General features: G+C 69.1%; 23 protein-coding genes. 9 read left to right on the top strand and 14 right to left on the bottom strand.

All coding sequences use genetic code 11. From position 1 onward, the window contains the following. Positions 1-4: 4 nt before the first annotated feature. The 4 genes from OG963_RS03280 to OG963_RS03265 form a co-directional block, all read right to left on the bottom strand. Positions 5-1966 (bottom strand): glycogen debranching N-terminal domain-containing protein, encoded by a 1962-nt coding sequence (locus OG963_RS03280; RefSeq protein WP_371798326.1) that lies wholly within the window; start codon positions 1964-1966, stop codon positions 5-7. Continuing rightward, complete coding sequence (locus tag OG963_RS03275; RefSeq protein ID WP_371798325.1) at positions 1963-3354, bottom strand: trehalase family glycosidase; 1392 nt, start codon at positions 3352-3354, stop codon at positions 1963-1965. Before OG963_RS03275 ends, OG963_RS03280 begins: the two co-directional genes overlap by 4 nt. Further along, a complete protein-coding gene (locus OG963_RS03270) occupies positions 3351-4151 on the bottom strand; it encodes a sugar phosphate isomerase/epimerase family protein (RefSeq protein ID WP_371798324.1) in 801 nt (266 codons plus the stop codon). Before OG963_RS03270 ends, OG963_RS03275 begins: the two co-directional genes overlap by 4 nt. A 76-nt stretch (positions 4152-4227) precedes the next feature. Further along, positions 4228-5274, bottom strand: coding sequence for a zinc-binding alcohol dehydrogenase (locus tag OG963_RS03265; RefSeq protein ID WP_030922734.1), 1047 nt, complete (start codon positions 5272-5274; stop codon positions 4228-4230). Positions 5275-5410: 136 nt separating this feature from the next. Here OG963_RS03265 and OG963_RS03260 point away from each other — a divergent pair, with 136 nt between their 5' ends. The 5 genes from OG963_RS03260 to OG963_RS03240 all read left to right on the top strand — a co-directional run bounded on the left by OG963_RS03260 (position 5411) and on the right by OG963_RS03240 (position 11021). Beyond that, on the top strand, positions 5411-6817 hold the full coding sequence (locus tag OG963_RS03260) for an ABC transporter substrate-binding protein (RefSeq protein ID WP_093771166.1): 1407 nt from the start codon (positions 5411-5413) through the stop codon (positions 6815-6817). Positions 6818-6852: 35 nt separating this feature from the next. Beyond that, positions 6853-7833, top strand: a complete 981-nt coding sequence (locus tag OG963_RS03255) for a carbohydrate ABC transporter permease (RefSeq protein WP_093771168.1) — start codon at positions 6853-6855, stop codon at positions 7831-7833. Between the two features lie 86 nt (positions 7834-7919). After that, positions 7920-8786 carry a carbohydrate ABC transporter permease gene (locus tag OG963_RS03250; protein ID WP_371800255.1) on the top strand — a complete coding sequence of 289 codons (867 nt, stop codon included), beginning with the start codon at positions 7920-7922 and terminating at the stop codon, positions 8784-8786. A gap of 83 nt (positions 8787-8869) precedes the next feature. Next, positions 8870-10084, top strand: coding sequence for an ROK family transcriptional regulator (locus OG963_RS03245; protein WP_093771172.1), 1215 nt, complete (start codon positions 8870-8872; stop codon positions 10082-10084). A 28-nt stretch (positions 10085-10112) separates the two neighbouring features. Beyond that, entirely contained in the window at positions 10113-11021 is a 909-nt protein-coding gene (locus OG963_RS03240; protein ID WP_371798323.1) for a Gfo/Idh/MocA family protein, read from the top strand. A 194-nt stretch (positions 11022-11215) separates the two neighbouring features. Here the strand turns inward: OG963_RS03240 and OG963_RS03235 are convergent, their stop codons facing one another. Genes OG963_RS03235 through OG963_RS03225 form a run of 3 tightly spaced genes read right to left on the bottom strand, consistent with a single transcriptional unit; the run spans position 11216 to position 13318 of the window. Continuing rightward, positions 11216-12193 carry an MBL fold metallo-hydrolase gene (locus OG963_RS03235; RefSeq protein WP_093771176.1) on the bottom strand — a complete coding sequence of 326 codons (978 nt, stop codon included), beginning with the start codon at positions 12191-12193 and terminating at the stop codon, positions 11216-11218. After that, positions 12190-12648 carry a PaaI family thioesterase gene (locus OG963_RS03230; protein ID WP_093771178.1) on the bottom strand — a complete coding sequence of 153 codons (459 nt, stop codon included), beginning with the start codon at positions 12646-12648 and terminating at the stop codon, positions 12190-12192. The genes OG963_RS03235 and OG963_RS03230 overlap by 4 nt, the downstream gene beginning before the upstream one ends. 52 nt (positions 12649-12700) lie before the next feature. Beyond that, on the bottom strand, positions 12701-13318 hold the full coding sequence (locus OG963_RS03225) for a LysE family translocator (RefSeq protein WP_093771180.1): 618 nt from the start codon (positions 13316-13318) through the stop codon (positions 12701-12703). 112 nt (positions 13319-13430) lie between these two features. Between OG963_RS03225 and OG963_RS03220 the strand changes: the two genes are divergently transcribed. Both OG963_RS03220 and OG963_RS03215 read left to right on the top strand, forming a co-directional pair. Further along, complete coding sequence (locus OG963_RS03220) at positions 13431-13883, top strand: Lrp/AsnC family transcriptional regulator (RefSeq protein WP_319739862.1); 453 nt, start codon at positions 13431-13433, stop codon at positions 13881-13883. A 442-nt stretch (positions 13884-14325) separates the two neighbouring features. Continuing rightward, positions 14326-14679, top strand: a complete 354-nt coding sequence (locus OG963_RS03215; RefSeq protein WP_371798322.1) for a hypothetical protein — start codon at positions 14326-14328, stop codon at positions 14677-14679. 244 nt (positions 14680-14923) lie between these two features. On the opposite strand, the gene OG963_RS03210 is transcribed toward OG963_RS03215, so the two are convergent. The 4 genes from OG963_RS03210 to OG963_RS03195 all read right to left on the bottom strand — a co-directional run bounded on the left by OG963_RS03210 (position 14924) and on the right by OG963_RS03195 (position 17564). Beyond that, the gene (locus OG963_RS03210) at positions 14924-15256 is read right to left on the bottom strand and encodes a DUF6233 domain-containing protein (protein ID WP_319739864.1); all 333 of its coding nucleotides are present in this window, start codon (positions 15254-15256) and stop codon (positions 14924-14926) included. 2 nt (positions 15257-15258) lie between these two features. Continuing rightward, the gene (locus OG963_RS03205; RefSeq protein ID WP_030922704.1) at positions 15259-15600 is read right to left on the bottom strand and encodes a hypothetical protein; all 342 of its coding nucleotides are present in this window, start codon (positions 15598-15600) and stop codon (positions 15259-15261) included. A gap of 195 nt (positions 15601-15795) precedes the next feature. Continuing rightward, positions 15796-16479, bottom strand: coding sequence for an ABC transporter ATP-binding protein (locus tag OG963_RS03200; RefSeq protein ID WP_093771188.1), 684 nt, complete (start codon positions 16477-16479; stop codon positions 15796-15798). Continuing rightward, complete coding sequence (locus OG963_RS03195; RefSeq protein ID WP_093772215.1) at positions 16476-17564, bottom strand: ABC transporter permease; 1089 nt, start codon at positions 17562-17564, stop codon at positions 16476-16478. The genes OG963_RS03200 and OG963_RS03195 overlap by 4 nt, the downstream gene beginning before the upstream one ends. Positions 17565-17734: 170 nt before the next feature. On the opposite strand from OG963_RS03195, the gene OG963_RS03190 reads away from it, so the two are divergent. Both OG963_RS03190 and OG963_RS03185 read left to right on the top strand, forming a co-directional pair. Then, positions 17735-18955 (top strand): sensor histidine kinase, encoded by a 1221-nt coding sequence (locus OG963_RS03190; protein ID WP_093771190.1) that lies wholly within the window; start codon positions 17735-17737, stop codon positions 18953-18955. Further along, positions 18952-19587 (top strand): response regulator, encoded by a 636-nt coding sequence (locus OG963_RS03185; protein ID WP_371798321.1) that lies wholly within the window; start codon positions 18952-18954, stop codon positions 19585-19587. The genes OG963_RS03190 and OG963_RS03185 overlap by 4 nt, the downstream gene beginning before the upstream one ends. Positions 19588-19668: 81 nt before the next feature. Here the strand turns inward: OG963_RS03185 and OG963_RS03180 are convergent, their stop codons facing one another. Genes OG963_RS03180 through OG963_RS03170 form a run of 3 tightly spaced genes read right to left on the bottom strand, consistent with a single transcriptional unit; the run spans position 19669 to position 23669 of the window. Continuing rightward, on the bottom strand, positions 19669-20034 hold the full coding sequence (locus OG963_RS03180; RefSeq protein WP_362272975.1) for a hypothetical protein: 366 nt from the start codon (positions 20032-20034) through the stop codon (positions 19669-19671). 18 nt (positions 20035-20052) lie between these two features. Continuing rightward, a complete protein-coding gene (locus OG963_RS03175; RefSeq protein ID WP_093771196.1) occupies positions 20053-21705 on the bottom strand; it encodes a glycoside hydrolase family 28 protein in 1653 nt (550 codons plus the stop codon). Beyond that, positions 21702-23669 (bottom strand): beta-mannosidase, encoded by a 1968-nt coding sequence (locus tag OG963_RS03170; RefSeq protein WP_319739865.1) that lies wholly within the window; start codon positions 23667-23669, stop codon positions 21702-21704. The genes OG963_RS03175 and OG963_RS03170 overlap by 4 nt, the downstream gene beginning before the upstream one ends. Positions 23670-23693 lie beyond the last annotated feature (24 nt).

The raw sequence follows: 23693 nt of genomic DNA, 5'->3' as shown, positions 1-23693 counted from the left end.
CTGCTCAGGTGCTCCCGTCCGCGTGCAGGAGGGCTGTGAGGATCGCCAGAGGGGTTGCCGCTGCCCAGGCCTGCGGTGTGCAGGAGTGCGGATAGGGCAGCGGCTTCGGGTGTTCCGCGCGCCCGTACCCCGCCATTACCTCTGGCAGGCGGTTGTCGTGGTGCGCGGCCGCCTCCAGGAGGCTCAGGGCCAGCGTGCGTGCCTCGGGTGCCAGACCGCAGCGGGCTAGTCCGAGCAGAATGATGGCGTTGTCGTGCGGCCAGCATGTGCCGCGATGGTAGGAGAGCGGGTGGTAGCCGGGCTGCCCGGCGGCCAGCGTGCGGATGGCCCATCCGGAGAAGAAGTCGGGCTGCAGCAGTCGCCGTCCGACACGTTGTGCGTGGGACCGGTCGAGAATGCCTGACCACAACAGGTGCCCGGCGTCGGACGCGAGCGAGTCGACCTGCCGCCCCTGTCCGTCCAGCGCGAGGGCGGGAAAGTCGGGTTCCGGCATCCAGAAGTCCCGGAGGAAGCGCGTGCGCAGAGCGGCGGCCGCCGCGTCCAGTTCGTTGGCCCAGCCAGGGTCGTTCCAGACCTCGCGGGACAGCCTGGCGGTACGGACCAGCGCGTCGTATGCGTATCCCTGAGCCTCGGCGACCGCGATCGGCCCCTCGGCCTGGGTGCCGTTGCGGAAGCAGATTGCCCCGGCGGAATCTTTCCAGTTCTGGTTGACCAGTCCGTTGGGGTCGGGGGTGTAGCGGAGGTAGCCGTCATGCTCCAGGCCGCCGTCCCGGAACATCCATGCAATGGCCGCACGTGCGTGTGGTTCGAGACGGGCGGCGAGTGCGCTTTCGCCGGTGGCCTGCGTGTAGCTGTCGAGGAGCACGAGGAAGAGTGGGGTTGCGTCCACGGATCCGTAGTAGCGGCCGTACGGCACTTGGCGGAAGTGGGCCAATTCGCCGTGGCGGATTTCGTGGACCATACGGCCTGGCTGTTCACCTCGGTCTGCGTCGTACCGTGAGCCCTGCGTTGCCGCGAGCGCTGCGAGTGTGTCTGCGGCGAGTTCCGGCCGGTAGGGCAGTGCGAAGTGGGAGGTGAGGAGGGAGTCGCGGCCGAAAAGGGTGAGGAACCAAGGAACTCCGGCGCCGGGAACGCGCAGCTCCTCGCCGTCAGGACCGATGGTGGGCACCCGCAGCGTTGCCAGGTCGGCCAGACCGCGGGCGCATGCTGCGGCCAGTCCGGCGGGCGAGTCGTCAGGCATCGGGAGCTGCACTTCGCCGACGAAGGCCGCGGTGTCGGCCGCACCCACCGACGCGGCTTCGGACGGCGTGACGAGCGGCTTCGGGGCGGGTGAGCCGTGCGGGTGTGCTGCAACGGTCAGCAGCAGTTCCGCCGTTCCGTGCCCGGCGAGGGACAGCTGCCACTCCAGCCGGTGGGCCGTGCCCTCTGCGCCGAGGGGCTCGATGGCGTCCGGTGCGGGGGCGGTGGTGACGGTCGTACGGGAGAGCCAGTCACCGCGTGCGTACCCGAAGGTCACTCCGTCGCTCTCGACACGGACAGTGCGACGGGCGCCGTCCTTGTTGTAATGCCGTCCGTCGGACCGGAGTTCGAACTGATCGGCGAAGTCGGAGTCGACACACAGGTTCACGATCGCGGTGGTGTTGTCCGCTCGGTTGCTGACCAATCGGAGCCGCTCCGTCAGGAGTCCGTCACCGAGTGCCTGCTCACGGAAGACCGTGTAGGCAGGCGGCTCGTCACGAGTACCCGGTGGGGTCAGTACGCAGACGGAGGGCTCGTCACCGTCGGGGGGTACGAGCACGGTGGGTGCCGCGCCGTCGACCGACAGGGACCAGAGACTCAGATGCCGTGCATCGCGTCGGAAAAGGCCGTCGGGAGACGTACCGCGGCGGCCTGTGATACCTCCCTCGGCGCCGAGGACGGCGAAGGTGCCCGCGCGGACGAGGGTGATGTCCGCTGTACCGTTCACGTTCGCTCTCCGTTCGAGGGGTCGGTGGTGCGGCTGGTGTTTCCCGCGGACGGGGCAGCTGCCAGCAGATCGAGGGTGAGGGCGGCCGTCCACCCGAAGTCGCTGGTGCCGCGGGCCTGCGCGGTGAAGGGATCCACGTACTCAGCGAAATCGCAGGCCCCCGCAGCTGCGAGTATTGAGGTGCGCAGTCGGTCCGCCGCACGAACCTGTCCGTATTGGCGTAGGCCCCGTTCCAGCAGCCAGTTGGTGTTGAACCAGGCCGGTCCGCGCCAGTAGCGGGACGGGTCGAAGGCAGGCCGGGTGATGTCGTACGACGGGACCATCGGGATCGCGCCGAGCCGGAAACCTGGGCCCGTGGCAGTGCGGAGCAGTGAGTCCACGACGTCCTGCGGGAGCCCGGGCACGATGAGAGGGACGAGCCCGGCGACGCTGCGTTCGGCGAGGAGTCCGCCGCCCACCAGGTCGCGGCAGAGAAACATTCCGTCTTCGGGTGACCAGAGCCGCTCCACCAGTGCCTCGGTCAGACGGGCGGCCCGGTGTTCGTGGGGCGCGGGATCGGCACCGGTCTCGGCGGCGATGCGCGCGAGTGCGTGTTCCGAGACGATCAGCAGCGCGTTGACACAGGGGTCCTCGACCGCGAAGGCGTGCCGGCCGCCTTGGTCCGCGTATCCGCTGTCGCGGTAGTCGGTGGCGAGGCGCACGTATCGGCCGTAGTCCAGATCGGTGGGGCGCTCCGCAGGCTGTCCGTGGTCGAGGTCGGCGCGCCGGTAGGAGCCCGCCGCGGCCGGTTCGACACGTTGCAGGGGACCGTCCCAGCACGGACTGTTGTCCATGCCGGGCTCCCACGGATGCACCATGGCGGCGAGACCCCCACCGCCCAGGTTGCGGGCGCCCGTGAGGTAGTCGTGCCAGGCCGCCAGATGTCCGTACATGCGAGGCAGGAATCCGCGGCGGCGCGACGCCTCGGGGTCGGACCGGTGGACGAGCCAGGCGGCGAGTGCGTGTGCGGGGGGTTGCACGATGCCGGAGGTCTCGACACCTGCTGGAGCTCCCGCTGCCGCGCCGTCGCGAGAGGAGCGCCAGAAATCGGGGCTCGGGAAATAGGCGTCGAGGGGGACCGCGGGATTGAAGACGATGTGCGGAATCCGTCCGTCGGCCCACTGGGCCCCGACCAGCGTCTCCAGCTCGCGCTGAGCACGCCGTACGGACAGATGGCGCAGGCCGATGGCGATGAAGGCCGAGTCCCAGCTCCACTGGTGGGGATACAGGCCGCGGGACGGGACGGTGGAACCGCCCGTCCAGTTGGTGAACAGGACCCGTGCCGCGCCGCGTCGAAGAGTCAGGTTGTCGACGGCGGCGGGCACGGGAGTCTGGAGCAGCAGCGTCACGCGCCGGACCTCCGAAGGAACGCGGGGATCGAACGGACGGCCTCAACGGGGTCGCCGGTCAGCCGGCACTCGGCCGCGAGGTAGCCCTCGAAGCCGATGGTGTGCAGGGCGCCGAGCCAGGCCGGCCAGTCCAGGTGCCCGGCCCCCGGCTGGAACCGGTTGGAGTCGCTGACCTGGGCATGGCCGATGTACGGGGCGGCAGCGAGGATGGCAGCCGACGGATCGGCTTCCTCGATGTTCATGTGGTAGCTGTCGATACCGATACGGACCGAGTCCAGCCCGACCGTACGGATCAGGTTCGCGGCCTGCTCCAAGCGATTGACCATGTGGTCCTCGTACCGGTTCAGCGGCTCCAGGTAGAGGGTGACGCCCTCCTTGCGCGCGTGTTCGCCCAGCTCCGTCAGGCCGGCGAGCAGCACGTCGCGGTCCTGCTCCTCCGTGCGCGGCGGTTCGAAGGGGGGCAGGCGACGCGAGAACATTCCGTACGAGGCCGGGGTCTGCACGCCAAGAGCACCTATCTCTGCCGCGACGCTCAGCTGCGACTTCATCTGCTCCAGCGCGTCCCGGCGCTGGGTGTCGTCGAACGCTGCGAAGAAGTGCAGCATGTCGACACAGACGGTGGGCATGACGACACCGTCGGTGAGGGCTTGCTTCAGCTCGGGCAGGCGGTCACGGAAGTGGAAGTCGCCCTTGGAGCGCAGTTCGATGGCGTCGTAGCCGGCGTCCTGGGCGAACGACCATTTCTCATGGAGCGAGTTGCCGGGGAGCAGTTGTTCCTGGCAGGCGGTCTTGATCATGGGGGGTGCCTTTCGGCGCTGATGGGCAGCGCGCTGCAGTCGTGTGGTTCGTGGCGCGGGAGGGGGCCGGGCAGGCTCAGAACTCCAGTACGACCTGGAGCGCATCCGCGGGCCGCTCGTCCAGCAGGACGTAGGCACCGGCGGCGTCCTCCACCGGGACGGTGTGGCTGACCAGGGATTCCACGTCGACCTGGCCTTCCGCCACCAGGGACAGGAACGTCTGCTGGAGCCGCTCCACGGTCCAGCGTCCCGCGAGCTGCGGCGGGACACCGCCGATCTGGGAGCAGATCAGCTGTACGCGGTTGTGGTGGAACTCGTCGCCGAGTCGCAGCCCTGTCCCGTCGCCCTGGTAGAAGCCGGACGCGACGACCCGGCCACCGACGGTGACCGAGCGCAGAGCCTCGTGGAGCGCCGGATACACGCCGCTTATCTCGATGGCGACATCGGCGCCCATGCCACCGGTGGCTTCACGGATGCGTTCGGCGACGCTGTCGGTGCGGGCGTTCAAGGTGTGCCGCGCTCCGTAGGCTCGGGCCGTCTCGAGCCGGTCGTCGAGGGCGTCGACTGCGGTGACCCGGGCGCCGTTGAGCTGAGCAAGGCGCGTGGTGAGGAGGCCGATCACACCCTGGCCGAATACGGCGATGTCCTCGCCGAGGTGGATGTCGGCAGCCAGTACGGCGTTGTACGCGATGGCGCCGACCCGGGCGAAGGCCCCTGCCAGGGGTTCGAGCCCGGCGGGCAGTGTGTGTCCCACCATGCGCTCGGCCGGCACGATGCCCTCGCTGCGGTGACCCCAGATACCCCAGACCACATCGCCGGTCACCGGCATGCCCGGCGTACCGACGAGCTCGGGGGAGACCTCCGTGACCTCGCCGACCTCGGAGTAACCCCAGCCCGCCACCGGGTACTCGATGCCTGCTGCACCGTCGCGGAAGAGCCGGGCCCCGGCGTCCCAGGTGCGGGTGAGATACGGGTTCGTGCCCCGGTAGGCGGTGAGCTCGGTTCCGGCGGAAATGCCGGAGTACCTGGTGCGTACTCGCAGGTGCCCGGGAGGAAGGGGCGAGCTCTCGTGCTCGGCGACTTCGACCTGACGAGGGCCGGTGAACTGGACGACGCGTTCCACGGAGGGCTCCGATGGTGCTGAGAGGGGTGTTGCTCGCTGACTTACGTCGAAGATATCTCAGAGTTATGTCTTGTCAACAAGCAAAAGTGATGCTGAGATGCACCTTGAAAGTGCATAAGTGGCGTGAGGAAACAGCATGGTGATGAAGACCCGACGGTCGAGGGCGACCGTGTTCGGGCTCGCCGCGACCCTTGCCGCAGGCCTGCTAGCAGGCTGCTCAGGCGTCTCAGGTGCCGATCAGGAAGCCGACAACCGGATCACGGTGTGGTCGCAGGAGAACCTGCCGCCGCGGATGGCCGCGACGCAGAAGGTGGTCAGCCGGTTCGAGAAGGAGACGGGCGTAAAGGTCGATCTCGTCGGCGTGGACGAGGCCCAGCTGCCGCAGCTGATCATGTCCGCAGCCGCCGCCGGAAAGCTTCCGGATGTGATCGGCGCCGTGCCGATGGGCCAGGTCTGGCAGATGTACGGCAACGGACTGCTCAACACCGAAGTTGCGGACAAGATCGTCAAGGACCTGCACCCGGATACGTTCAACAGCAACGCGCTGTCGCTCACCGAGGACCACGGCACCCGCCTCGGCGTCCCCTCCGACGCCTGGCTCCAGCTCGTCGTCTACCGCAAGGACCTGTTCGCCAAGGCCGGACTCAAGGCGCCCGACAGCTACGCAAGCGCGCTGAAAGCAGCAGCCGCCCTCGACCGCAACGGCCGGTACGGCGTCTCCCTCGCCACCGATCCGTCGGACGTCTTCACCCAGCAGAGCTTCGAGGACCTGGCGCTGGCGAACGACTGCCAGCTCGTGGACGGACAGGGCGAACCGGCCCTCGACTCACCGGCGTGCCGAGCGGCCTTCACCGCCTACGACGACCTGGCACGCAAACATGGAGCGCCAGGAACCCAGAGCGTCGACACCACCCGCGCCACCTATTTCTCCGGCCAGTCCACCATGATGGTCTGGTCCTCCTTCCTCCTGGACGAGCTGGCAGGCCTGCGCTCCGACGCACTCCCGAGCTGCCCGGAATGCAAGAAGGACCCGAAGTTCCTCGCCCGCAACACCGGCGTCGTCACATCCCTGCAGGGCCCCGACGGTGAGGCACCCGCCCAGTTCGGTGAGATCACCTCATGGGCCGTCACCAAGACCGCCGAGACCGGACCCTCCGAGAAGTTCATCGAATACATGATGGGCAAGGGGTACACGGACTGGTTCGGCATGGCCCCCGAAGGCAAGATCCCGGTTCGCACCGGCACCCCCGACGCACCCGGCTCCTTCCAGCGCGCGTGGCGCTCCAGTGTCATGGGCGTCGACCGCCACGAATCCATGCAGAAGGCCTACCCGTCGGCGCTCCTCGACCAGCTCGTCACCGGTGTGAGCGACATGAAGCGATGGGGCCTCACCCAGGGGCAGGGCACCCTTGTCGGCGCCACCAACGGCGAACTGCCCGTTGCCAAAGCCATCGGTGCGATGACCGGCGGACAGCTCTCGCCCGCCGAGGCCGCCAAGGAGGCCAACGACGAAGTGGCCGCCCTCCAGAAATCCCTCCAGTAGCCGCAAGGCCGCTCCGTCATCGAGGTAGTCGACCCATGAGCACAATCCAGAGCGCCGCGAAGAAGCGCCGCTACCGGCCACAGACCTCCAGCAGGCGGGAGAACCGCGCGGGCCTCGCCTTCGTCACCCCCACCTTCCTGGTCGTCCTGGTCGTCGTGATCCTGCCGATCCTGTGGACCGTCCTGCTCGCCTTCCAGAACTCCAAGCTCGTCAACATTCAGGAGAACGGTCTCTTCGGCCGCTGGACCCTGGACAACTTCGAGCAGGTCTTCGGCTCGCCCGGCTTCTGGAGCAGCCTCGGCACCACACTGCTCTACACGATCGGAGCCACCGCAGGCTCCGTGATCCTCGGCCTCGTCGCGGCCCTCGCACTGCGGCGGCCGTTCCGCGGCCGCGGCGCCCTGCGAGCCGCGATGCTCCTCCCGTACGTCGCGCCGGTCGTCGCCGTCTCCTTCGTCTGGGAGGTCGCGCTCAGCCCGCAGTACGGAATCGTCAACGAATGGGGCCGTCGGCTCTTCGGCTGGGACGACCCGATCGCCTTCCTCTCCACCCGGTCGTACGAAGTCGGCCTGCTCGGCGTCCACTTCGACATCCCGCTGGCGCTGCTCACCGTCATCGCCTTCGAGACCTGGCGGTACTTCCCCTTCGCCTTCCTCTTCATGCTCGCCCGCCTCCAAGCGGTCCCCAGCAGTCTGGAGGAGGCCGCCGAGGTCGACGGAGCCACCATCTCGCAGCGTTTCCGGCACATTCTGCTGCCGCAGCTGATGCCCGTCATCGCCCTGCTGTCCGTCCTGCGCTTCATCATGACGTTCAACAAGTTCGATGACATCTATCTCCTCACCGGTGGCGGTTCTGGTACAGATGTCGTCGCTGTCCGCGTCTACGACTTCCTCACCTCCCGCTACGACGTCGGAGCCGCGTCGGCCCAGGCCCTCGTCCTCGCCGTCGTGCTCATGGCCCTGCTCGGCATCTACTTCAAGTTCTTCGGCAAGAAGGTTCAGGAGGAGTCGGCATGAGCAGCGCCCCGCCCACGACCCCCGTGGCACCCACCCGGCCCACCCTGGCCGCCCGCCCCACCGCGCCGCCGCAGCGCCGCCGGACCCTGAGTCGCGCCCAGTTCGAGGAGCGGTTCTTCGGGATACTGCGCTGGGTCGTGATCGCGTTCCTGGCTGCGATCACGATCGTGCCCTTCTACTACATGCTGATGCTGTCGGTGAAGCCCATCGACGCACTGCTGCTGAATCCCGGCAACCTCTGGGTCACGGCCAAGGACTTCACCCTCGCCACATACGAGAGTGTTCTCAAACCCACCTCCGAGGGTGGTCAGGGCTTCCTCGACATGCTGCTCAACTCGGCACTCGTCGCCATTGCCACGGTGCTGCTCACCCTGGCAGCCGCGGTGCCCGGCGCCTACGCCGTCAGCCGCCTGAAATTCTTCGGCAGCCGGCATGTCAGCGCGCTCTTCCTGGCCGTCTACCTCTTCCCGGCCACTCTGCTCGCCGTCCCGCTCTTCGTGATGTTCGCGAAGATGGGTCTCTCGGGCAGCCTCGTCGGCCTGGCCATCGTCTACATCGCGCAGACCGTGCCGGTGTCGATCTACATGCTGAAAAACTACTTCGCGACCATCCCCTTCACCATCGAGGAGGCCGCCGCGATCGACGGCGCCTCCCGGCTGCAGACCGTGCGCAGGATCATCCTGCCCCTCGCGCTGCCGACGCTGATGGCCACCGGACTTTACGTCTTCATGATCGCCTGGAACGAATTCCTCTTCGCCCTCCTCTTCCTGGCAGCCGACCCGGGCAAGTGGACGGTCTCGCTCGGACTTCAGCAGCTGGCCAACGGCATCGAGGTGTCGAAGACCGTTCTGATGGCCGGGTCCGTGATCCTCACCATCCCCGTGGTACTGCTGTTCTTCGCAGCTGAACGCCTTCTCACCGAGGGGCTGACCAGCGGCGCGGACAAGGGCTGACACCCGATCAGGAGCGACGAGGTCGCCGGCGCGGCTGCACAAGCGGCTTCCCGGCACGGACGAACAGGACGAGGACAGCAGGAATGGCAGGAAACCAGGCGAGTGCGGGACACCTGCTGCAGCTCATCCGCAGCGGCGAGGCCACCACACGCGGGGAGTTGCAGCAAGCGACGGGACTGTCCCGGTCGACCGTCGGGCACCGCCTCGATCAGCTCTTCGGAGCCGGCTGGCTGCGCGGTGCCGCCGGCGCCTCCACCGGTGGACGCCCCTCCGCACGGCTGGAGTTCGACCCGACCCATGCCGTGGTGCTCGTAGCCGACCTGGAGACCCGGCACGGTCGCGCCGCCGTGCTCGACCTCGCCGGGACGATCCTTGCCGAACGCACCGGTGACCTGGTGATCGCAGACGGCCCCGATGTGGTCCTGGACCGGCTCGCGCGCTGGTTCGGCCCGCTCCTCGACGAGGCGTGCGTCGGGCCTGACCGGGTCTGCGGGGTCGGCCTCTCCGTACCGGGGCCGGTCGACTGGGAGTCGGCGCAGATCGTTCAGCCGCCGATAATGCCCGGCTGGGACCGGTTCCCGGTACGGGAACGGGTGCGCGACGCCTTCGCGGAACACGTCGGCCGACCGTCCACCCCAGGACCCCTGCCAGTCTTCGTCGACAACGACGCCAACCTGATGGCACTGGCCGAGCAGCGCGAGAACCACCCCGACTGCGGAGCTTTCCTCCTGGTCAAGGCATCGACCGGAATCGGCGCCGGAGTCGTTGTCGGCGGTGAGGTCTACCGCGGAATCGACGGGGGAGCGGGCGACATCGGCCACATCCGGCTCCACGACCGTCCCGACGCACTCTGCATGTGCGGCTCCTACGGCTGCCTGGCAGCTGTCGCCAGCGGCCGTTCCATCGCCGAACAACTGACAGCGGCCGGGTTTCCCACCACCTCGGGTTCCGATGTGCGCGACCATCTCGCCGCTGGACAGCCCGATGCCGTGCGGCTCGCCCGGGAGGCCGGGCAGCGCATCGGCGAGGTCCTTGTCACGGTGGTGACACTGCTCAACCCCGGCGTCCTGATGCTCGGCGGAGACCTCGCGGGCACCCCCTTTCTCACCGGCGTACGGGAACTCCTCTACCAGCGGGCGCTGCCTCGAACCACCGCCCATCTCTCCGTGACCATCTCCACCCTCGGCGACCGCGCGGCTCTGGTCGGGGCTGCGGCCATGGTCATCGACCACCTCTACGCCCCCGACAGGGCAGACGCCCGGCTCGCTGCACTCGCCCGCGGCGACAGTGTCCGCTGACCCCTGTCCGCACACCTATGGAGAGTCCATGTCCCGAATAACGGGCCTGCCCCAAGGCCCCTGGACCTACCCTCCGGTCCGCGTCGGCCTCGTCGGCGCAGGACCGTGGGCGCGCGCGATGCACGCCCGGATGCTGGCCGCCGGCCCGGAAACCACTTTGACCGCCGTATGGGCACGGCGCCCGGAAGCGGCAGCCGAGGTGGCGAATGCCTACGGGGCCCACGCCGCCGGTTCCTTCGAGGAGCTGCTCGATCAATGCGAGGCGATCGCCTTCGCCGTGCCGCCCACCGTTCAGGCCGGCCTCGCCGTTCAGGCGGCAGCCGCCGGACGGGCACTACTCCTGGAAAAACCACTGGGAGCGGACCTCGCCGCCGCACGCGCCGTTGCCGACGCGGTGGCCGAGCACGGCGTCATTTCGCAACTCGTCCTCACCAAGCGGTACCACCCGACCACCCGGGAGTTCCTTGCCGAGGCTGCAACCCGTGAGGTCATCGGCGCTCGGTCCTGCTATCTGCACGGCGCCTTCCTCGGCGGGGAGTTCGCGACATCCTGGCGGCTGGAGCACGGCGCGCTGCTCGACCTCGGCCCGCACCTGCTTGACCTGCTGGACAGCGCTGTCGCGCCGATCGTCTCCGTACGCGGCACGGGCGACCCGCGCCGTTGGATCGAGCTGACCTGCGAACACAGCAACGGCGCTGTCAGCCAGGCCTCACTGTCCGGTAGCGTCAACCTGCCCCGTGCCAGGACGCGCGTCGAGCTCTTCGGCCCGTCCGATGAACTCGTCTACGACACGGCAGGCATCGACCACGAGGAATGTTGGCCCGTTCTCAGAAGCGAGTTCGCCACTGCCGTACGCACCGGTATCGGCACCGGGATCGACGCGGCCCGCGGCCTTCAACTGCAGGAGCTGATGCAGCAGGTCATCGTCGATCGTTGAGCCTGTCTTCGGAAGTGCGGGTATCAGCAGCGGGACGGCAACCTCCGCCCGGCCCCGAAGCGGGTTCGGACCTACCACCTGCGTGAGATGAAGGAGCGCGGGGTAGGCGGGCGATGCCGGCGGCGTACGGTCCGGGCGGAACGTAGGCAGGCGAGCGGCGGGAAGACGTTCGCCCACACACGTTCCGCCGCGAGTCAGCGCGGCTCCGAAACAGGCCATGCGCGCGGGTACGGCACGCGCAACGACTCGGCCGCCACAGGGGTGTGGTCGGCGGCGGCGTGGAGGCGTCCGTCGCGGAGGACGACGGCGCGGCTGGCGAGCATGGTGGTGACCAGGTCGGTGGCGAGCGCCTCGGGCGTCAGGTCCAGGAGCCGGGCGGCGTCGATCAGCCAGGCTCGAGCGTGGAGGTAGGGCTCGACCTCGTCGGCCGGGAGGCCCCCGCGGATCATCAGGGCGAATGCGAAGATCCGCCGAGCGCCGTACCAGACCGTCCCGTCCGGGTCGTCCACGAGCCGTTGCGCACGGCGCAGGGCTGCGGCGAATGCGGCACCCGGGTCGGCGGGGATCGGGCCGTGGGAGGGGAGGATCACGCGTGGGGCGAGGTCGGCCATCCGTTTGAGGGAGGTGAGCGCGGCGGTGGCCGCGTCGAGTCCGTCGAGGGCGAGGTTCACCCAGCCGACGTCGTAGTCCGACAGCGCGTCCCCGACCACGAGCAGCCGCTTCTCCGGCTCCCACAGCGCCAGATGCCCAGGCGTGTGCCCGGGGGTCCGGACGACCTCCCACTCGGCGTCACCGAGCCGGAGGACCTGTCCGTCGTCGAGCGATACGTCGACCGTGTACGGGGCGACCGGCTGATCCAGGTACTCGGCCGCGCAGCAGCCCGGGTCCCGGCGCTCGATGGCCTCGGCCTCCGGTGCCCCGGCCGCGACGGCGGCGCCATGCGCCTGGAGGAGGGCGTTGCCGCCGACGTGGTCGGAGTGCCAGTGCGTGTTCACCACCAGGCCGACCTCCCCGGCGCGTGCGCGGGCCCAGGCGGCCGTCTCCTCGGCATGACCCACGAACCCGGTGTCGACCAGGGCCGGTTGCCGCCCCTGGAGCAACAGTGTGTTGGCGTCCGGGAACGGCCGTTGCCACCACGTCGCCCAGGACGGCAACGACGGATGCGGGCTCACCGCTCGGGCCGCTTCACGCGGATCAGCGTCTGCTGCCCGTTCGCGACCAGCTTCCGCTCGCCGCAGTCCGGGACGCCGAACACCTCCAACTGGCAGACGGTCAGCGTGCGTCCGGCCTTCAGGACCGTCCCGACGGCCTCGATGTGGTCACCGACCGCGGGCGCCAGGAGATTGATCTTGTACTCGACGGTGAGTACCTCGGTGTCCTCGGGGAACAGTGTGTAGGCCGCATAGCCGCCGGCGGTGTCCGCGATGGCGCTGGTGGCACCGGCATGGAAATAGCCGTGCTGCTGGGTCACTTCGGGCCGACTTGGTAGCACGATGTGCACGCGTCCCGGTCCGATGTGGGTTATCCGTGCACCGAGGTGAGCCATCAGCCCCTGGCGGTCGAAGCTGTCCTGGATACGCTTCTGCACCTCGGGGCTCGCCTGTTCCTGCTGTGTCCGGTCTTCCACGTGCTCTCCTTCGACGGATGTCGCGGTCTGTGAACGGGTCGGTGCGGGTTCCTCAACCGGCCAGGCGTTCCACCAGCAGGAAACCACCGATGGCGATCATCATGGCACCGGAGACACGGGTGACCGCCCGGGCCGCCGACGGCCGGGTCTTCAGGACACTCCGGGCGAGCATGCCGACGGCGAGGTACACGAGGGCACAAGCGGTCATGTGGAGCGCGCCGAGCAGGCCCGTCTGCGCGGCGACGGGCCAGTCGACCGCGGGGTCGATGAACTGGGGGAACAGCGAGAAGTACAGCAACAGAGCCTTGGGGTTCAGGCCGCTGATCCCGGCGCCCTTGAGGATGATCTGCCCGCGCGACGAGGCCATGGCCTCCGTGGACGTCCCCACGATCGGCGGCCGGCGCAGGACACCCCGGCCCAGCCACATCAGGTACGCGGCCCCAGCGATGGTCAGCGTGGTGAGGACGGTCGCCGAGCTCGCCACGATCACCACCAGGCCGGCGAGGGCGAGCAGCGTGTATCCCGCATATCCGGCTATCAGCCCGGCGACCGCCGGGACGAGCGACCGGTCGCTCAGCCCTGCCGAGATCGCGTAGGCCCAGTCCGCGCCCGGGGTGAACACCAGTAGCAGATCCACGGCCAGGAATGCCGCCACCGTCGTCGTGTCCATCGCTTGCTCCCTCTCACATTCCTTGCCCTGAGAGGGAAGATTAGGTGTGATGTTGCCGAAAGTGTTTCTGCTTCTACTCCATGATCGCATCAAATGAGGGAGAATCTTGCTCATGGATGCCCTGGACCGGAAGATTCTTACCGAGCTGCAGCTGGACGGTCGTCTGACAGTGACCGAGCTGGCCGCCCGCGTGCGATTGAGCGTCTCGCCCTGCCACCGCCGCGTGCGTGACCTCGAACGCGAGGGCGCCATCCGTGGCTACCGTGCCGTAGTCGACCCCGCCGCCGTCGGCCTGAACTTCGAGGCCCTTGTCTTCGCCACGCTGCGCTGGGAGGACCGCGACACCGTCACCGCCTTCGAGGAAGCGGTGACCGCGATCCCGAACGTCATCCAGGCCCAGCGCCTCTTCGGCGAACCCGACTACCTCGTGCGCGTCGCCACCACCGACCTGGCCGCGTACCAGCAGCTCTACGACCAGCAGTTGGCCAGGCTGCCGGGCGTCCAGCGTCTTACCTCCACCCTCGTCATGAAGCACGTCATCGACGACCGACCGCTGCCCGAATAACCATGGGAGACACTCCAGGCACCTGGTACGCGCAGAGCGGCGCTCCGGACCACTCGGGTGGCTTGCCCGTCGCCCTGATCGCGAAGGACCTCGCGGGCGCCGCGCTCCGGTCCTCGGCACCCTTCAACGGCCGCGGCTGCCGATCGTTCAGGTGTGGGAACAACCCAGCACAGTTGACAGCGAGTTGGTCGCGAATCTCGTACGGGTGAGCACACCACGCCAGTGGAGTTCGGGATCGGAGGGAATGCGTTGATTGGCCGCAAGCCCGTCAGGTATGCCCTCAACGCCCTGTCGACATGACATCGCCTGAGAGGGGGCGCAGGCTGGAAGAGGCGGTCGGGAGGGCGCCGTGGCGGCCGATCAGATGCAGAGTTCCGGGCATATGGCTGCCTTTGCCGGAGGTTGTGCCGCTCCGCAGCAGTGTCGATTCGAGGAGTGACCTATGACTGCCAGACGCTTGCTTGCGTGGCTCGGTCCAGCGCTCGTCGTCGTCGCTCTGGCCTTCTCGCCCGCTGTCGTCGCAGCCGAAGCCTCAGCCGCACCGGCATCTGCGGCGGTGAAGACAGTCCATGTTCCCGACCAGGGTGGCTACCAGGACGGCTACCGAACTGGTTACCGAGCCGGCTTCAGGGACGGGTACAGAGATGCCAGGGACGACTGCCGGGCCGGCCTGGGCCAACAAGGCTACGGACAGTACCTGAGGACCACTCCCAGTCTCTACAACCAGGGCTACGCGGTTGGTTATGGCAGCGGTTACAGCAGTGGCTTCGGTCGGGCCGAGATCCGGTACTGCTGAGGGCCGTCCGGTAAGCCCCGGTGGGCGCGACCGTTTTCTGCGCGAGGGAGCCGCGGCCCCTGCCTTGCCCGCACTTGCACTGTGCCGGTGTCCGTTCGAAGACGGTGGGGCCGGATACTCCGATCTGTCCGTGGTGGTTCGGGGTGACGAGGAGGGCGATCCCGGTGACGGTGAGGACCGCTGCGGCCTGCGGGGCGGTGCCGTCGGCGGTGAGCCGCTGCGCCACAGGGGGTCCGGACGAGCTCTATGCAACCCTCAGGCCCTCTTCCGGATGGCAGATCCGGCATGCCTCGATGTCGGGTTCGTTCAACGCGATGATCGCCTCTTCGCGGCTGATGAACCCGAGCTGGGGTGACAGGGTGCAGCCCCCGCGATGCAGTGTCGCCGTGCCCCCGGAGTGCTTCGGCTGGATCTTCCACGACTGCTCCGCCTGTGCCCGCTCGTAGCCACGCCGCTCCTGCCGTTCCTTGATCTCCAGCTCACGGATCCGGTTCCGGGTCCGGCGCAGCTGCCACTCCAGCCAGTCGGCCAGAGCCCGGTTCTTGTCCAGGTCGGATATCCCGCCTGATTCGGACACCGCTAGGCCTCGGCCGGCTGTTCGTGGACGTGCTTCAGTGCCATACGGGCATCGACAACGCCACTCTCCACGCTGCTCCAGAACGGGTGGGTGGACACGATGACGCCGAGTTCGAGGACGCGGGCCTCGAGACGGGCGATCTCCGCGGCCTGCTCGTCGGTGTAGCCCGGGCTGTCTGTCTTTCCGGATCGGAAGCTGGTGTAGGGCTGCTTCTCGCTCTCCCAGCCGGGCATCGGCTCAGCCGACCACGGCAGGGTCCGGGCGTACTGCTCGTACCGAGCACGGGTTTCGTGCAGCGCAAGCTGGGCGTCGCGCAGGTCCTGGGGGAAGTCGTACGTGGGCACAAGCGAATGGTACGCGTGTTCGATTTTTGGATGCGAGCGGCACGACGAACTGCTCCGGCGAAGCCCTCGGACGGAGCAGCGAGCACCCTGGCGTCGAACCCCAGTCCCTTGGAGCGCTGGAGTGCGGCGCCGTGGGCGACCGGGCTCTCGCCGGGCTCGACGTCGCAGAAGCTCTGGGCTCCTCGCGTACGGGAGCTACGGGGCGGCGGAGGGGAGGCGAAGACGCCCGTCGTGAACTTCGACGACGTCGTCGACCGCGGTCAGGTGGGTGCGGTCGTGAGTGACCAGGACGGTCGCGGTGGCCTGCTGGTGAGTGAGGCGGGTGATCAGGCCGATGACGACGGCGCCACGTTCGTGATCGAGGGAACTGGTGGGTTCGTCGACCAGGAGAACGGTGGGGTCGTTCATCAGGGCACGGGCGATGTTGATGCGCTGGCGCTGGCCGCCGGAGAGCTGGTGGGGGCGCCGGCCGGCCTGGTCGGCCAGGCCGACGGCGTCGAGCAGTTCCATGGCCCGGTCGTGGGCGCTTCGTGGGTTGCGGCCGTCGACGTGTGCCATGACCTGGAGCTGTTCGGCGGCGGTGAGGGAGGACAGCAGGTTGGGCTGCTGAAAGACGATGCCGATCTTGTGGCGGCGCAGGTCGGCGAGGTCACCGCGGTTCAGGCCGGTGGTGGGCGTGCCGTCGATGGTGACGGTACCGGTATCGGGGGTGATGAGGGTGGCGGCGACGGCGAGAAGGCTGGACTTGCCGGAGCCGGAGGGGCCGACGACGGCGGTCAGGCTGCCCTTGGGCACCTGAAGGGTGACCTGGTCCAATGCGGTCAGACGGGAGGCGCCGTCGGGGTAGGTGAGGGTGATGTCGGTCAGGCTGAGGCTCATCGGGCGCCCCCCAGGGCGGTCAGCGGGTCGACGGAGGTGATGCGGCGGATGGACAGGCCGGCCCCGAGTGCGCCGAGCGCGATGGTCACGGCGGCGGGGACGAGGACGGTCGTGGGCGTGAGGAGGAACGGCACCGCACTGCCGGCGACGAGGGCGCCGAGGCCGGCGGCGATGCCGGTGCCGATCAGGGTGCCGCCGGCCAGCAGGACGAGGGCCTGGCCGAGCGCGTCCTTGAGCAGGTTGGCGGTGGAAGCTCCCAGAGCCTTGAGGATGGCGACGTCGCCGCTGCGCTGGATGGTCCACACGGTGAAGAAGGCGCCGATGACCAGGGCGGAGATCGCGAACAGGAAGCCGCGCATCAGTTGCAGGGAGCCGTTTTCGGAGGTGTAGGAGCCGATCGCGGACAACGAGTCTTCCTTGGAGACCGTCTTGGTGCCCGCCGCCCGGTCGACGGACTTGAAGTCGGTTTCGGAGGTGGCGTCCAGAGCGATGACGGTGGCGGTGGGCCCGCCCGCGTCGCCCATGGGAGGTGCGGTCTTCCGCCAGGTGTCGAGGCTGGTCCAGATGACGGGGGTGTGGCTGAAGGAGGCGTCACCGCTCACCGCGGCGACGGTCAGTTTCTGCCCGGCCAGGGTGATGGTGCCGCCCGCCGCGACGCCCAGGTCGTCAGCTGCGGCGGTCGACAGGACCACCGCGTGACCGTCGATCTTGCTGCCGTCGGGGGCGAGCGTGGAGCCGGGTTTCACGCCGAAGGCGGAGACGCCTGTGCTCTTCTTCCCGGCGGTTGCCTTGGTGGCGGTGATGCCCAGCGGTTCGGCGCTGCTCACGCCGGGCGTCTTGGACCACTGTTGCCACTGCTTCTCCGTGACGGCGGAGCTCGAGTACGACGGTTCCTCGCCCTCGCCCGGCGCGCCGAAGGCGATCTTGTCAGCGGGCAGGGAGGTGATCGCGGAGATGTTCTGCCTGCCCAGTCCGGCGGTCAGTCCGGACAGCAGCCCGACCAGCAGGGTGATCAGCACGATGACGGTACCCATCAGGGCGAAGCGCCCTTTGGCGAATCTCAGGTCTCTCCAGGCGACGAACACGGCTTGGACCTGCTCTTTCATGGGCGGAATCGGTATGTCCCCACCGTCGCTGCCAACCCTCCCCTGACGCGTCTGGCCAAGGACAGCACTTGGCGCATCGAAAGGCGGCAGACCGGTTGTAACTTTCGATGGAAGCCGTGCAGAGGGTTTCTCCTTAGGGTGGAAGGACTGTGAACACCACCGCCCCCGCCTCGATCCCCACCACCAGAGCCCTGGCCTGGTGCCTGCATCTGCTGGTCATCGGCTTGCTCGCCCTGGCCGCCGGCCGAGCCGTGACCGATGACGATCCGCACGCCGGATGGGTCGTCGCCGCAGCCGCGGCATGCGGCCTCGTCTACGCCGCCGGCCCACTCCTGCCACGCGTCAGCCGCTCGCGGCCGGCCGCCGCACTGTGGCTGGCCGCTGTGGGTACCGTCTGGCTGGTGCTGCTGGCCCTGTCCGCCGACGGGGTGTGGGTGGCATTCCCCCTGTACTTTCTCCAGCTCCACCTGCTGGCCCGCCGCGCCGCACTGGCCGCCGTGGCGGCCACCGGACTGGCCGCCGTCGCCGGCTTCGCCGCGCATCAGGGCACCTTCAGTGCTGCGATGGCGATCGGCCCGGCCCTCGGCGCCGCCGTGGCAGTGGCGGTGGTGTGGGGGTATCAGGCCCTGTACCTGGAGAGCGAACAACGGCGGCACCTGATCGAGGAGCTCACCGCCACCCGCGCCGATCTGGCTGCCGCCCAGCACACCGCCGGCGTGCTGTCCGAGCGCGAACGTCTGGCCCGCGAGATCCACGACACCCTGGCCCAGGGCCTCTCCAGCATCCAGCTGCTGCTGCGCGCCGCCGAGCGCGCCCTGCCCGGCACTCCCGAAAGCGCCGCCCGCTACGTCGAGCAGGCCCGCCAGGCCGCCGTCGACAACCTCGCCGAGGCCCGCCGCTTCGTCGCCGCCCTCGCCCCGCCCGCCCTGGAAGGCACCACCTTGGCCGGCGCTCTGGAACGCCTGTGCGCCATCACCAGCGCCCGCCACCGGATCACCGCCCGCTTCCACCTCACCGGCGACCCGCTACCGCTGCCGACCGCGCACGAGGTCGCACTGCTGCGCATCACGCAGTCGGCCCTCGGGAACACCGTCCGGCACGCGAAGGCCACCGCAGCAGAGGTCACCCTCAGCTACCTCGGCGACCACGTCGCCGTGGACATCGTCGACGACGGGTGCGGCTTCGATCCCTGCCACCTGCCCGTCCCCGACCCGGAGGCCGGCGGGTTCGGGCTGGCCGCCATGCGAGCCCGTGTCCACGCCGTGGGGGGCACTCTCATCATCGAGTCGACTCCAGGCCACGGCACCGCCCTGGCCGCCCAGCTCCCCTTGACTCCCTCCGCCGAGAACGATCCTGAGGCCCGCCCGTGACCGACACCCCCATCCGCCTGCTCCTGGCCGACGACCACCCCGTCGTGCGGGCGGGGCTGCGCGCCGTGCTGGAGACCGAAGCCGGCATCGAAGTGGTGGCCGAAGCCGCGACCGCCGAGGACGCCGTCGCCCGTGTCGCCGAGGGCGACATCGATGTCGTCCTCATGGACCTTCAGTTCGGCAAGGGAATGAACGGCGCAGAGGCCACCGCCGCCATCACCGCACGCCCTCGAGCCCCCCGCGTGTTGATCGTCACCACCTACGACACCGACGCCGACACTCTCCGCGCCATCGAAGCCGGCGCCACCGGCTACCTCCTCAAGGACGCCCCACCCGAGGATCTGGCCGCCGCCGTACGCACCGCTGCGGCAGGCCGCACCACACTCGCACCCACCGTCGCGGACCGGTTGATGAACCGGCTGCGTACTCCCGGCACCACGCTGACCCGGCGCGAGACCGAAGTTCTCGCACTGGTCGCCGAGGGCCTGTCCAACCAGGCCATCGGTAACCGGCTCCACCTCACCGAAGGAACGGTCAAGTCCCACCTGGCCCGCATCTACGTCAAACTCGGCGTCGACTCCCGAACCGCTGCCGTCGCCACGGCCACCGAACTCGGCCTCATCCGGCGATAACGACCCAAGGCAGTTCGCCCGGCGCACGGGTGCGCCCATCCGGCCCCACCTCCCTGAGCGCCGACTCATTCGGTTGTGTGCTCAGCGCCCTTCACGTCGTTCGTAGGGTTTCCGAGCTGTTGCGGGTGGTTCGGCATCGCCGAACCACCGCTGCGTGGCGGTCCGCAGGGCGTCCAGGTCGGCCGCGTCAGGACGGGGTGAGTCCGACGCCCATGCCACATAGCAGTCCGGGCGAAGCAGCAGGGCAGTGGCCGCAGGGGCGGGGGACCGGTCTTCCGCGATGACGACGTCCACCTGGTCGTGCCACTGTGCGAGCTCCCCGGCAACCGATGCGTCCTCGGTCATGTCGAGCAGCAGTGGCCGTGCGGTTCCGGTGAGGCCTGCCAGCCGGACCGTCCCGGCCGGGGTGTGCAGCTCCATGTCCGGCGCGAACGCCGGGGCCGCCACCCAGGCACCGGCAGCGGGTCACCGGCCCACGAGGTTTCCGTCCGAGACCACGCTGTCCCGTGCCGCCCCGTGGGTGGTCGCGACCGCAGATGTGGCTCGCGACAACTCGTTGCCCACCAGGGCAATATCCGCGGAGCGGAACCCACTGACCGTGAGGTAGACATCGGTGCCTTGCGGGGCCCGCGAGCGACTGAGGAAGGCGTCCCGGGTGTTCCGCAGTTCCAACAGGGAGGTACCGGTACCGGGCCCGGTACCGTCCAGCGTGTCGACCGAAAGACCCACCACGTCGTCCGCGACCAGCAGCGGGCGCGGATCGGGCACCGTGGAGCGGATCTCGGTGCCGGAGATCCGTATCCCGCGGGCGTGACGGACGTAGAGGCCGTAGGCGGGCAGACGGCCGAACATCCGGGCTTCCGGATACTCGGCGATCTCCTCGGGGATGTTCCGCTCCACCCACTCGCGCCGGCCGCCCTCGTCCGTGTCGATGCGGATCCCCGAGAGGACGACGTCCTCGACGGGCTGCTCGGCGAGTCCGGTGATCGAGGAGGTGAGGATCGCTCCCGTGGCATCGATCCCCGAGATACGGACCCTGCGCAGCCGGCCCGGGACCGGGTCCGGCTGTCCCCATCCCCGGTTGCCCAGCCGAATGAAGACGGGGGTGCGGGTGTTGCGCATCCGAATGCCGGAGACACTGACACCGTCGACCCAGCCTCCGTCGACCATCTCGATGGCGATGCCCGAGATGACGCGCTCGTTGAGCGGCACATCTCGGTTGTAGATCACCGAGTTGGTGAATGTGATGTCCTCGAAACCGCCCCGGGTCGCGGTGCCTAGCTTGAATGCGTTGCAACAGCAGGACAGTACGCAGTTGGTGACGACGACGTTCCGGGTGACCCGGAGGTCACCGTAGGGGTTCTCGCTCTTCAGACAGATCGCGTCGTCACCGGTCTCGATGTCGCAGTCGGCGATGAACACGTTCTGGCAGGCGGTCGGGTCGATGCCGTCGGTGTTGATGCCGTCGATCGGATTGCGGATGACGATGCCGCGGATCATCACGGTGTCACAGGCGATCGGACGCAGCGTCCAGCCCGGGGAGTTGCGCAGGGTGACGCCCTCGATGCGCACGTTCCGGCATTCGGCGAGCTCGACCATGGGCGAGGGGCGGTCGTTGTTGCCGACCGGCTTCCAGTTGTGGGTGACGACATCGGCCCAGAACCGATCCGGTGGAGTGGGCGGCCGTCCGGACGGTTCCCAGAAGGCGGGGCCCTGGCCGTCGATGGTGCCGGCACCGGTGATGGCGATGTCGGTGGCGCCCCGGGCGAATACCAGGTGCCGCTGACCCGCGTCGCAGTCTGCGGGCGGTCCTTCGTGCGGCGGGTAGTCCGCCAGGTCCGTGCTGCCGAGGAGGACCGCCCCGGCCTCCAGGTGAAGGGTGACCCGGCTCCTGAGTTCGATGCCGCCGGACAGATACGTGCCGGGCGGCAGATGGGCGACGCCGCCGCCCGCGGCGTGCGCCGCGTCGATCGCAGCCTGGATCGCCGCGGTGTCCTTGGTACGGCCGTCGGCCACCGCCCCGAAGCGGTCCACGGAGAACACCCGTGGTCCCCCCGCCCGCCGGCGTTCCCGGACGGGTGTGTGCGCCGTGGCGGCGGCTCGCTGTGACACGGTCACGCTGCCACCACCCGTGCCACCACGGCCCCGAACGGCTCCAGCACGACCTGCTCCGTGAGGTCCCGGCCGTCGAGCACGTCCTCCAGGCGCCGGCCGGCGCCACCGGGCTCCGGGTGTGCGGTGACCGGGTCGCCGGACACGTTGACCAACCATGCGTACCGCTGTCCCGAGGCGTGCACCAGGCCGTCGACATGCACCCGGGGATCGTCCACGGTGAGGAAGGGGCGCACCCCTGCCTGCGCCGCCAGGGCGCGATAGAGACGGTGCACCTCGTCGTCGCGGTGTGCGTCCGGCGTCGCGGACCCGAAGAACTCCACGGGGTACGTGGCGAGATACACCACGCCCCTTCCGTGGTCGCGCCGCACCAGCGCAGGGCGGCCCCGGCCGTCGCGGGCGACCACCACGCAGTCGGCCGGATCCTCGTCCAGGGGCAGCATGGCCCGGGCATCAGCCGGCCCGGAGACCGGGAACCGCAGGGTGTCACCGGCCTTGAGGTCGCCCAGCGGCTCGGCGAACTCCCAGGTGACGACGGGGTCGACCGGTTCGTTCAGACCGTACCGGAGTGTGTGCGAAGCGCCGATCAGCCGCTCGAGGGGAGGCCACCAGGCGCCGCGGTGGGAGCCGCCCGCGCCGGCGAACCAGGACAGGTAGACGTGGCTGCCCTCGCGTGCCCAGTCCAGCAGCAGATCGAAAGTCGGTGCGGTCAGTAGCTTGTTGGAGGGGATGAGCACCAGCCCGGTGCGACGCGGCGCGTCCAGTTCGCGGCTCAGGGCCGGGGTGAGTCCGGCGGCCTTCGCCGCGAGGTAGGCGTGGTGGCTCACCGTCGCGATGGCGGTCCGTTCCGCGACCGGCACCCGGGGGTGCTCCTCCAGGTGCGACGGGATCATGATCGAGGTCTCGGTGTCCGGCCGGGCGCAGTTGTCGAAGTCGACCGCGTCGAGGAGGCGCCGGAAGGTGCCGATCTCGGCCAGGGCGGGCTTCGGCGTGCCGTCGGAGCGGGTGATGCCGAAGCCCAGCTCGAAGGGGCGGTGCCGGTAGGGATCGACCGACTCCAGGGCGAAGTCGGTGTTGTTCCAGGCGAGCCAGCCGGTGGCCCCGGCGAGCAGGGTGTGGTGCAGCACCTGCCGGTAGTAGTGGGCGGCGTTCCGCTCCGAGGACAGCGCCGCGGAGACACCGAACTCCTCCATCACCACCGGCTTGCCGAAGTGGCTCAACTCGCAGGCCCAGGCCGCCGCGGTGTGCACCCGCACCTGGTCGTCGCCCATCGGATAGGTGTGCGGGCCGACGAAGTCGACCAGGTCGTCCTGGCGCCGGATCCGGAAGCCGTTGTCCTTGCCGGTGGTCTCCATGGTCCAGGCACCGTCGCCCAGCGACACGGGCAACTGGGAGCCGCCCGCCCGTACGGCCTGGGTGCATATCAGGCCCCAGGCCCGCACCTCGTCGGGAGTGGCCGGTCCCGCGAAGATCGGGAACTCGTTGCTGATCAGCCAGCCGGCGACCGCGGGGTCCGTGCCGATCCGCCGGACGATCTCCCGGATGAAGAACGCCTGCTGGCCCAGCATGAAGCCGTTCGTGTAGAGGTTGCGGCCCTCCCGCCACGGCACGTCCCAGTCCTCTCCGGACATGTGCCCGACCAGAAAGGTGGGAATGGTGGGCAGACCCACCTCCGCGCTGGTCCGCAGGAATTGCCGGTACCGCTCGACGAAGTCCTCGTCGATCCGGTCGGGTGCCGGGTGGAAGTCCGGCCAGAACAGGAACGAGCGGGTGACGTTGGTCCCGTGCTCGCGCAGGGTGCGCAGTTCCTCGCGGACGACCTCGTCGTCATAGTCCCGCCACATGAAGAGACTGCCGTGCCGTGACCAGTAGTTCGCTCCGAGCCAGAGTCCGGAGTCGAGCCTGGGAGCCGGCCGTGGCACAGCGGTGCTGCCGGTCTCGGGGGTGGGGCGGGAACTGGGGTCGGTCATCTGCTCTCCGTTTCGTTCACTGGG

The organism is Streptomyces sp. NBC_01707 (genome assembly GCF_041438805.1).
In the GTDB taxonomy this organism is placed as follows: Bacteria; Actinomycetota; Actinomycetes; order Streptomycetales; family Streptomycetaceae; genus Streptomyces.
The sequence above is the reverse complement of the archived record's forward strand: the minus strand, read 5'-3'. Positions and strand labels throughout refer to the sequence as shown.

Bases quoted from the DNA above. Each gene is read 5' to 3' on its own strand.
- OG963_RS03220 (WP_319739862.1), top strand. From the start codon at position 13,431: ATGGATGCCCTGGACCGGAAGATTCTTACCGAGCTGCAGCTGGACGGT.
- OG963_RS03270 (WP_371798324.1), bottom strand. From the start codon at position 4,151: ATGATCAAGACCGCCTGCCAGGAACAACTGCTCCCCGGCAACTCGCTC.
- OG963_RS03170 (WP_319739865.1), bottom strand. From the start codon at position 23,669: ATGACCGACCCCAGTTCCCGCCCCACCCCCGAGACCGGCAGCACCGCT.
- OG963_RS03255 (WP_093771168.1), top strand. From the start codon at position 6,853: ATGAGCACAATCCAGAGCGCCGCGAAGAAGCGCCGCTACCGGCCACAG.
- OG963_RS03200 (WP_093771188.1), bottom strand. From the start codon at position 16,479: ATGAGCCTCAGCCTGACCGACATCACCCTCACCTACCCCGACGGCGCC.
- OG963_RS03215 (WP_371798322.1), top strand. From the start codon at position 14,326: ATGACTGCCAGACGCTTGCTTGCGTGGCTCGGTCCAGCGCTCGTCGTC.
- OG963_RS03240 (WP_371798323.1), top strand. From the start codon at position 10,113: ATGTCCCGAATAACGGGCCTGCCCCAAGGCCCCTGGACCTACCCTCCG.
- OG963_RS03245 (WP_093771172.1), top strand. From the start codon at position 8,870: ATGGCAGGAAACCAGGCGAGTGCGGGACACCTGCTGCAGCTCATCCGC.
- OG963_RS03225 (WP_093771180.1), bottom strand. From the start codon at position 13,318: ATGGACACGACGACGGTGGCGGCATTCCTGGCCGTGGATCTGCTACTG.
- OG963_RS03260 (WP_093771166.1), top strand. From the start codon at position 5,411: ATGGTGATGAAGACCCGACGGTCGAGGGCGACCGTGTTCGGGCTCGCC.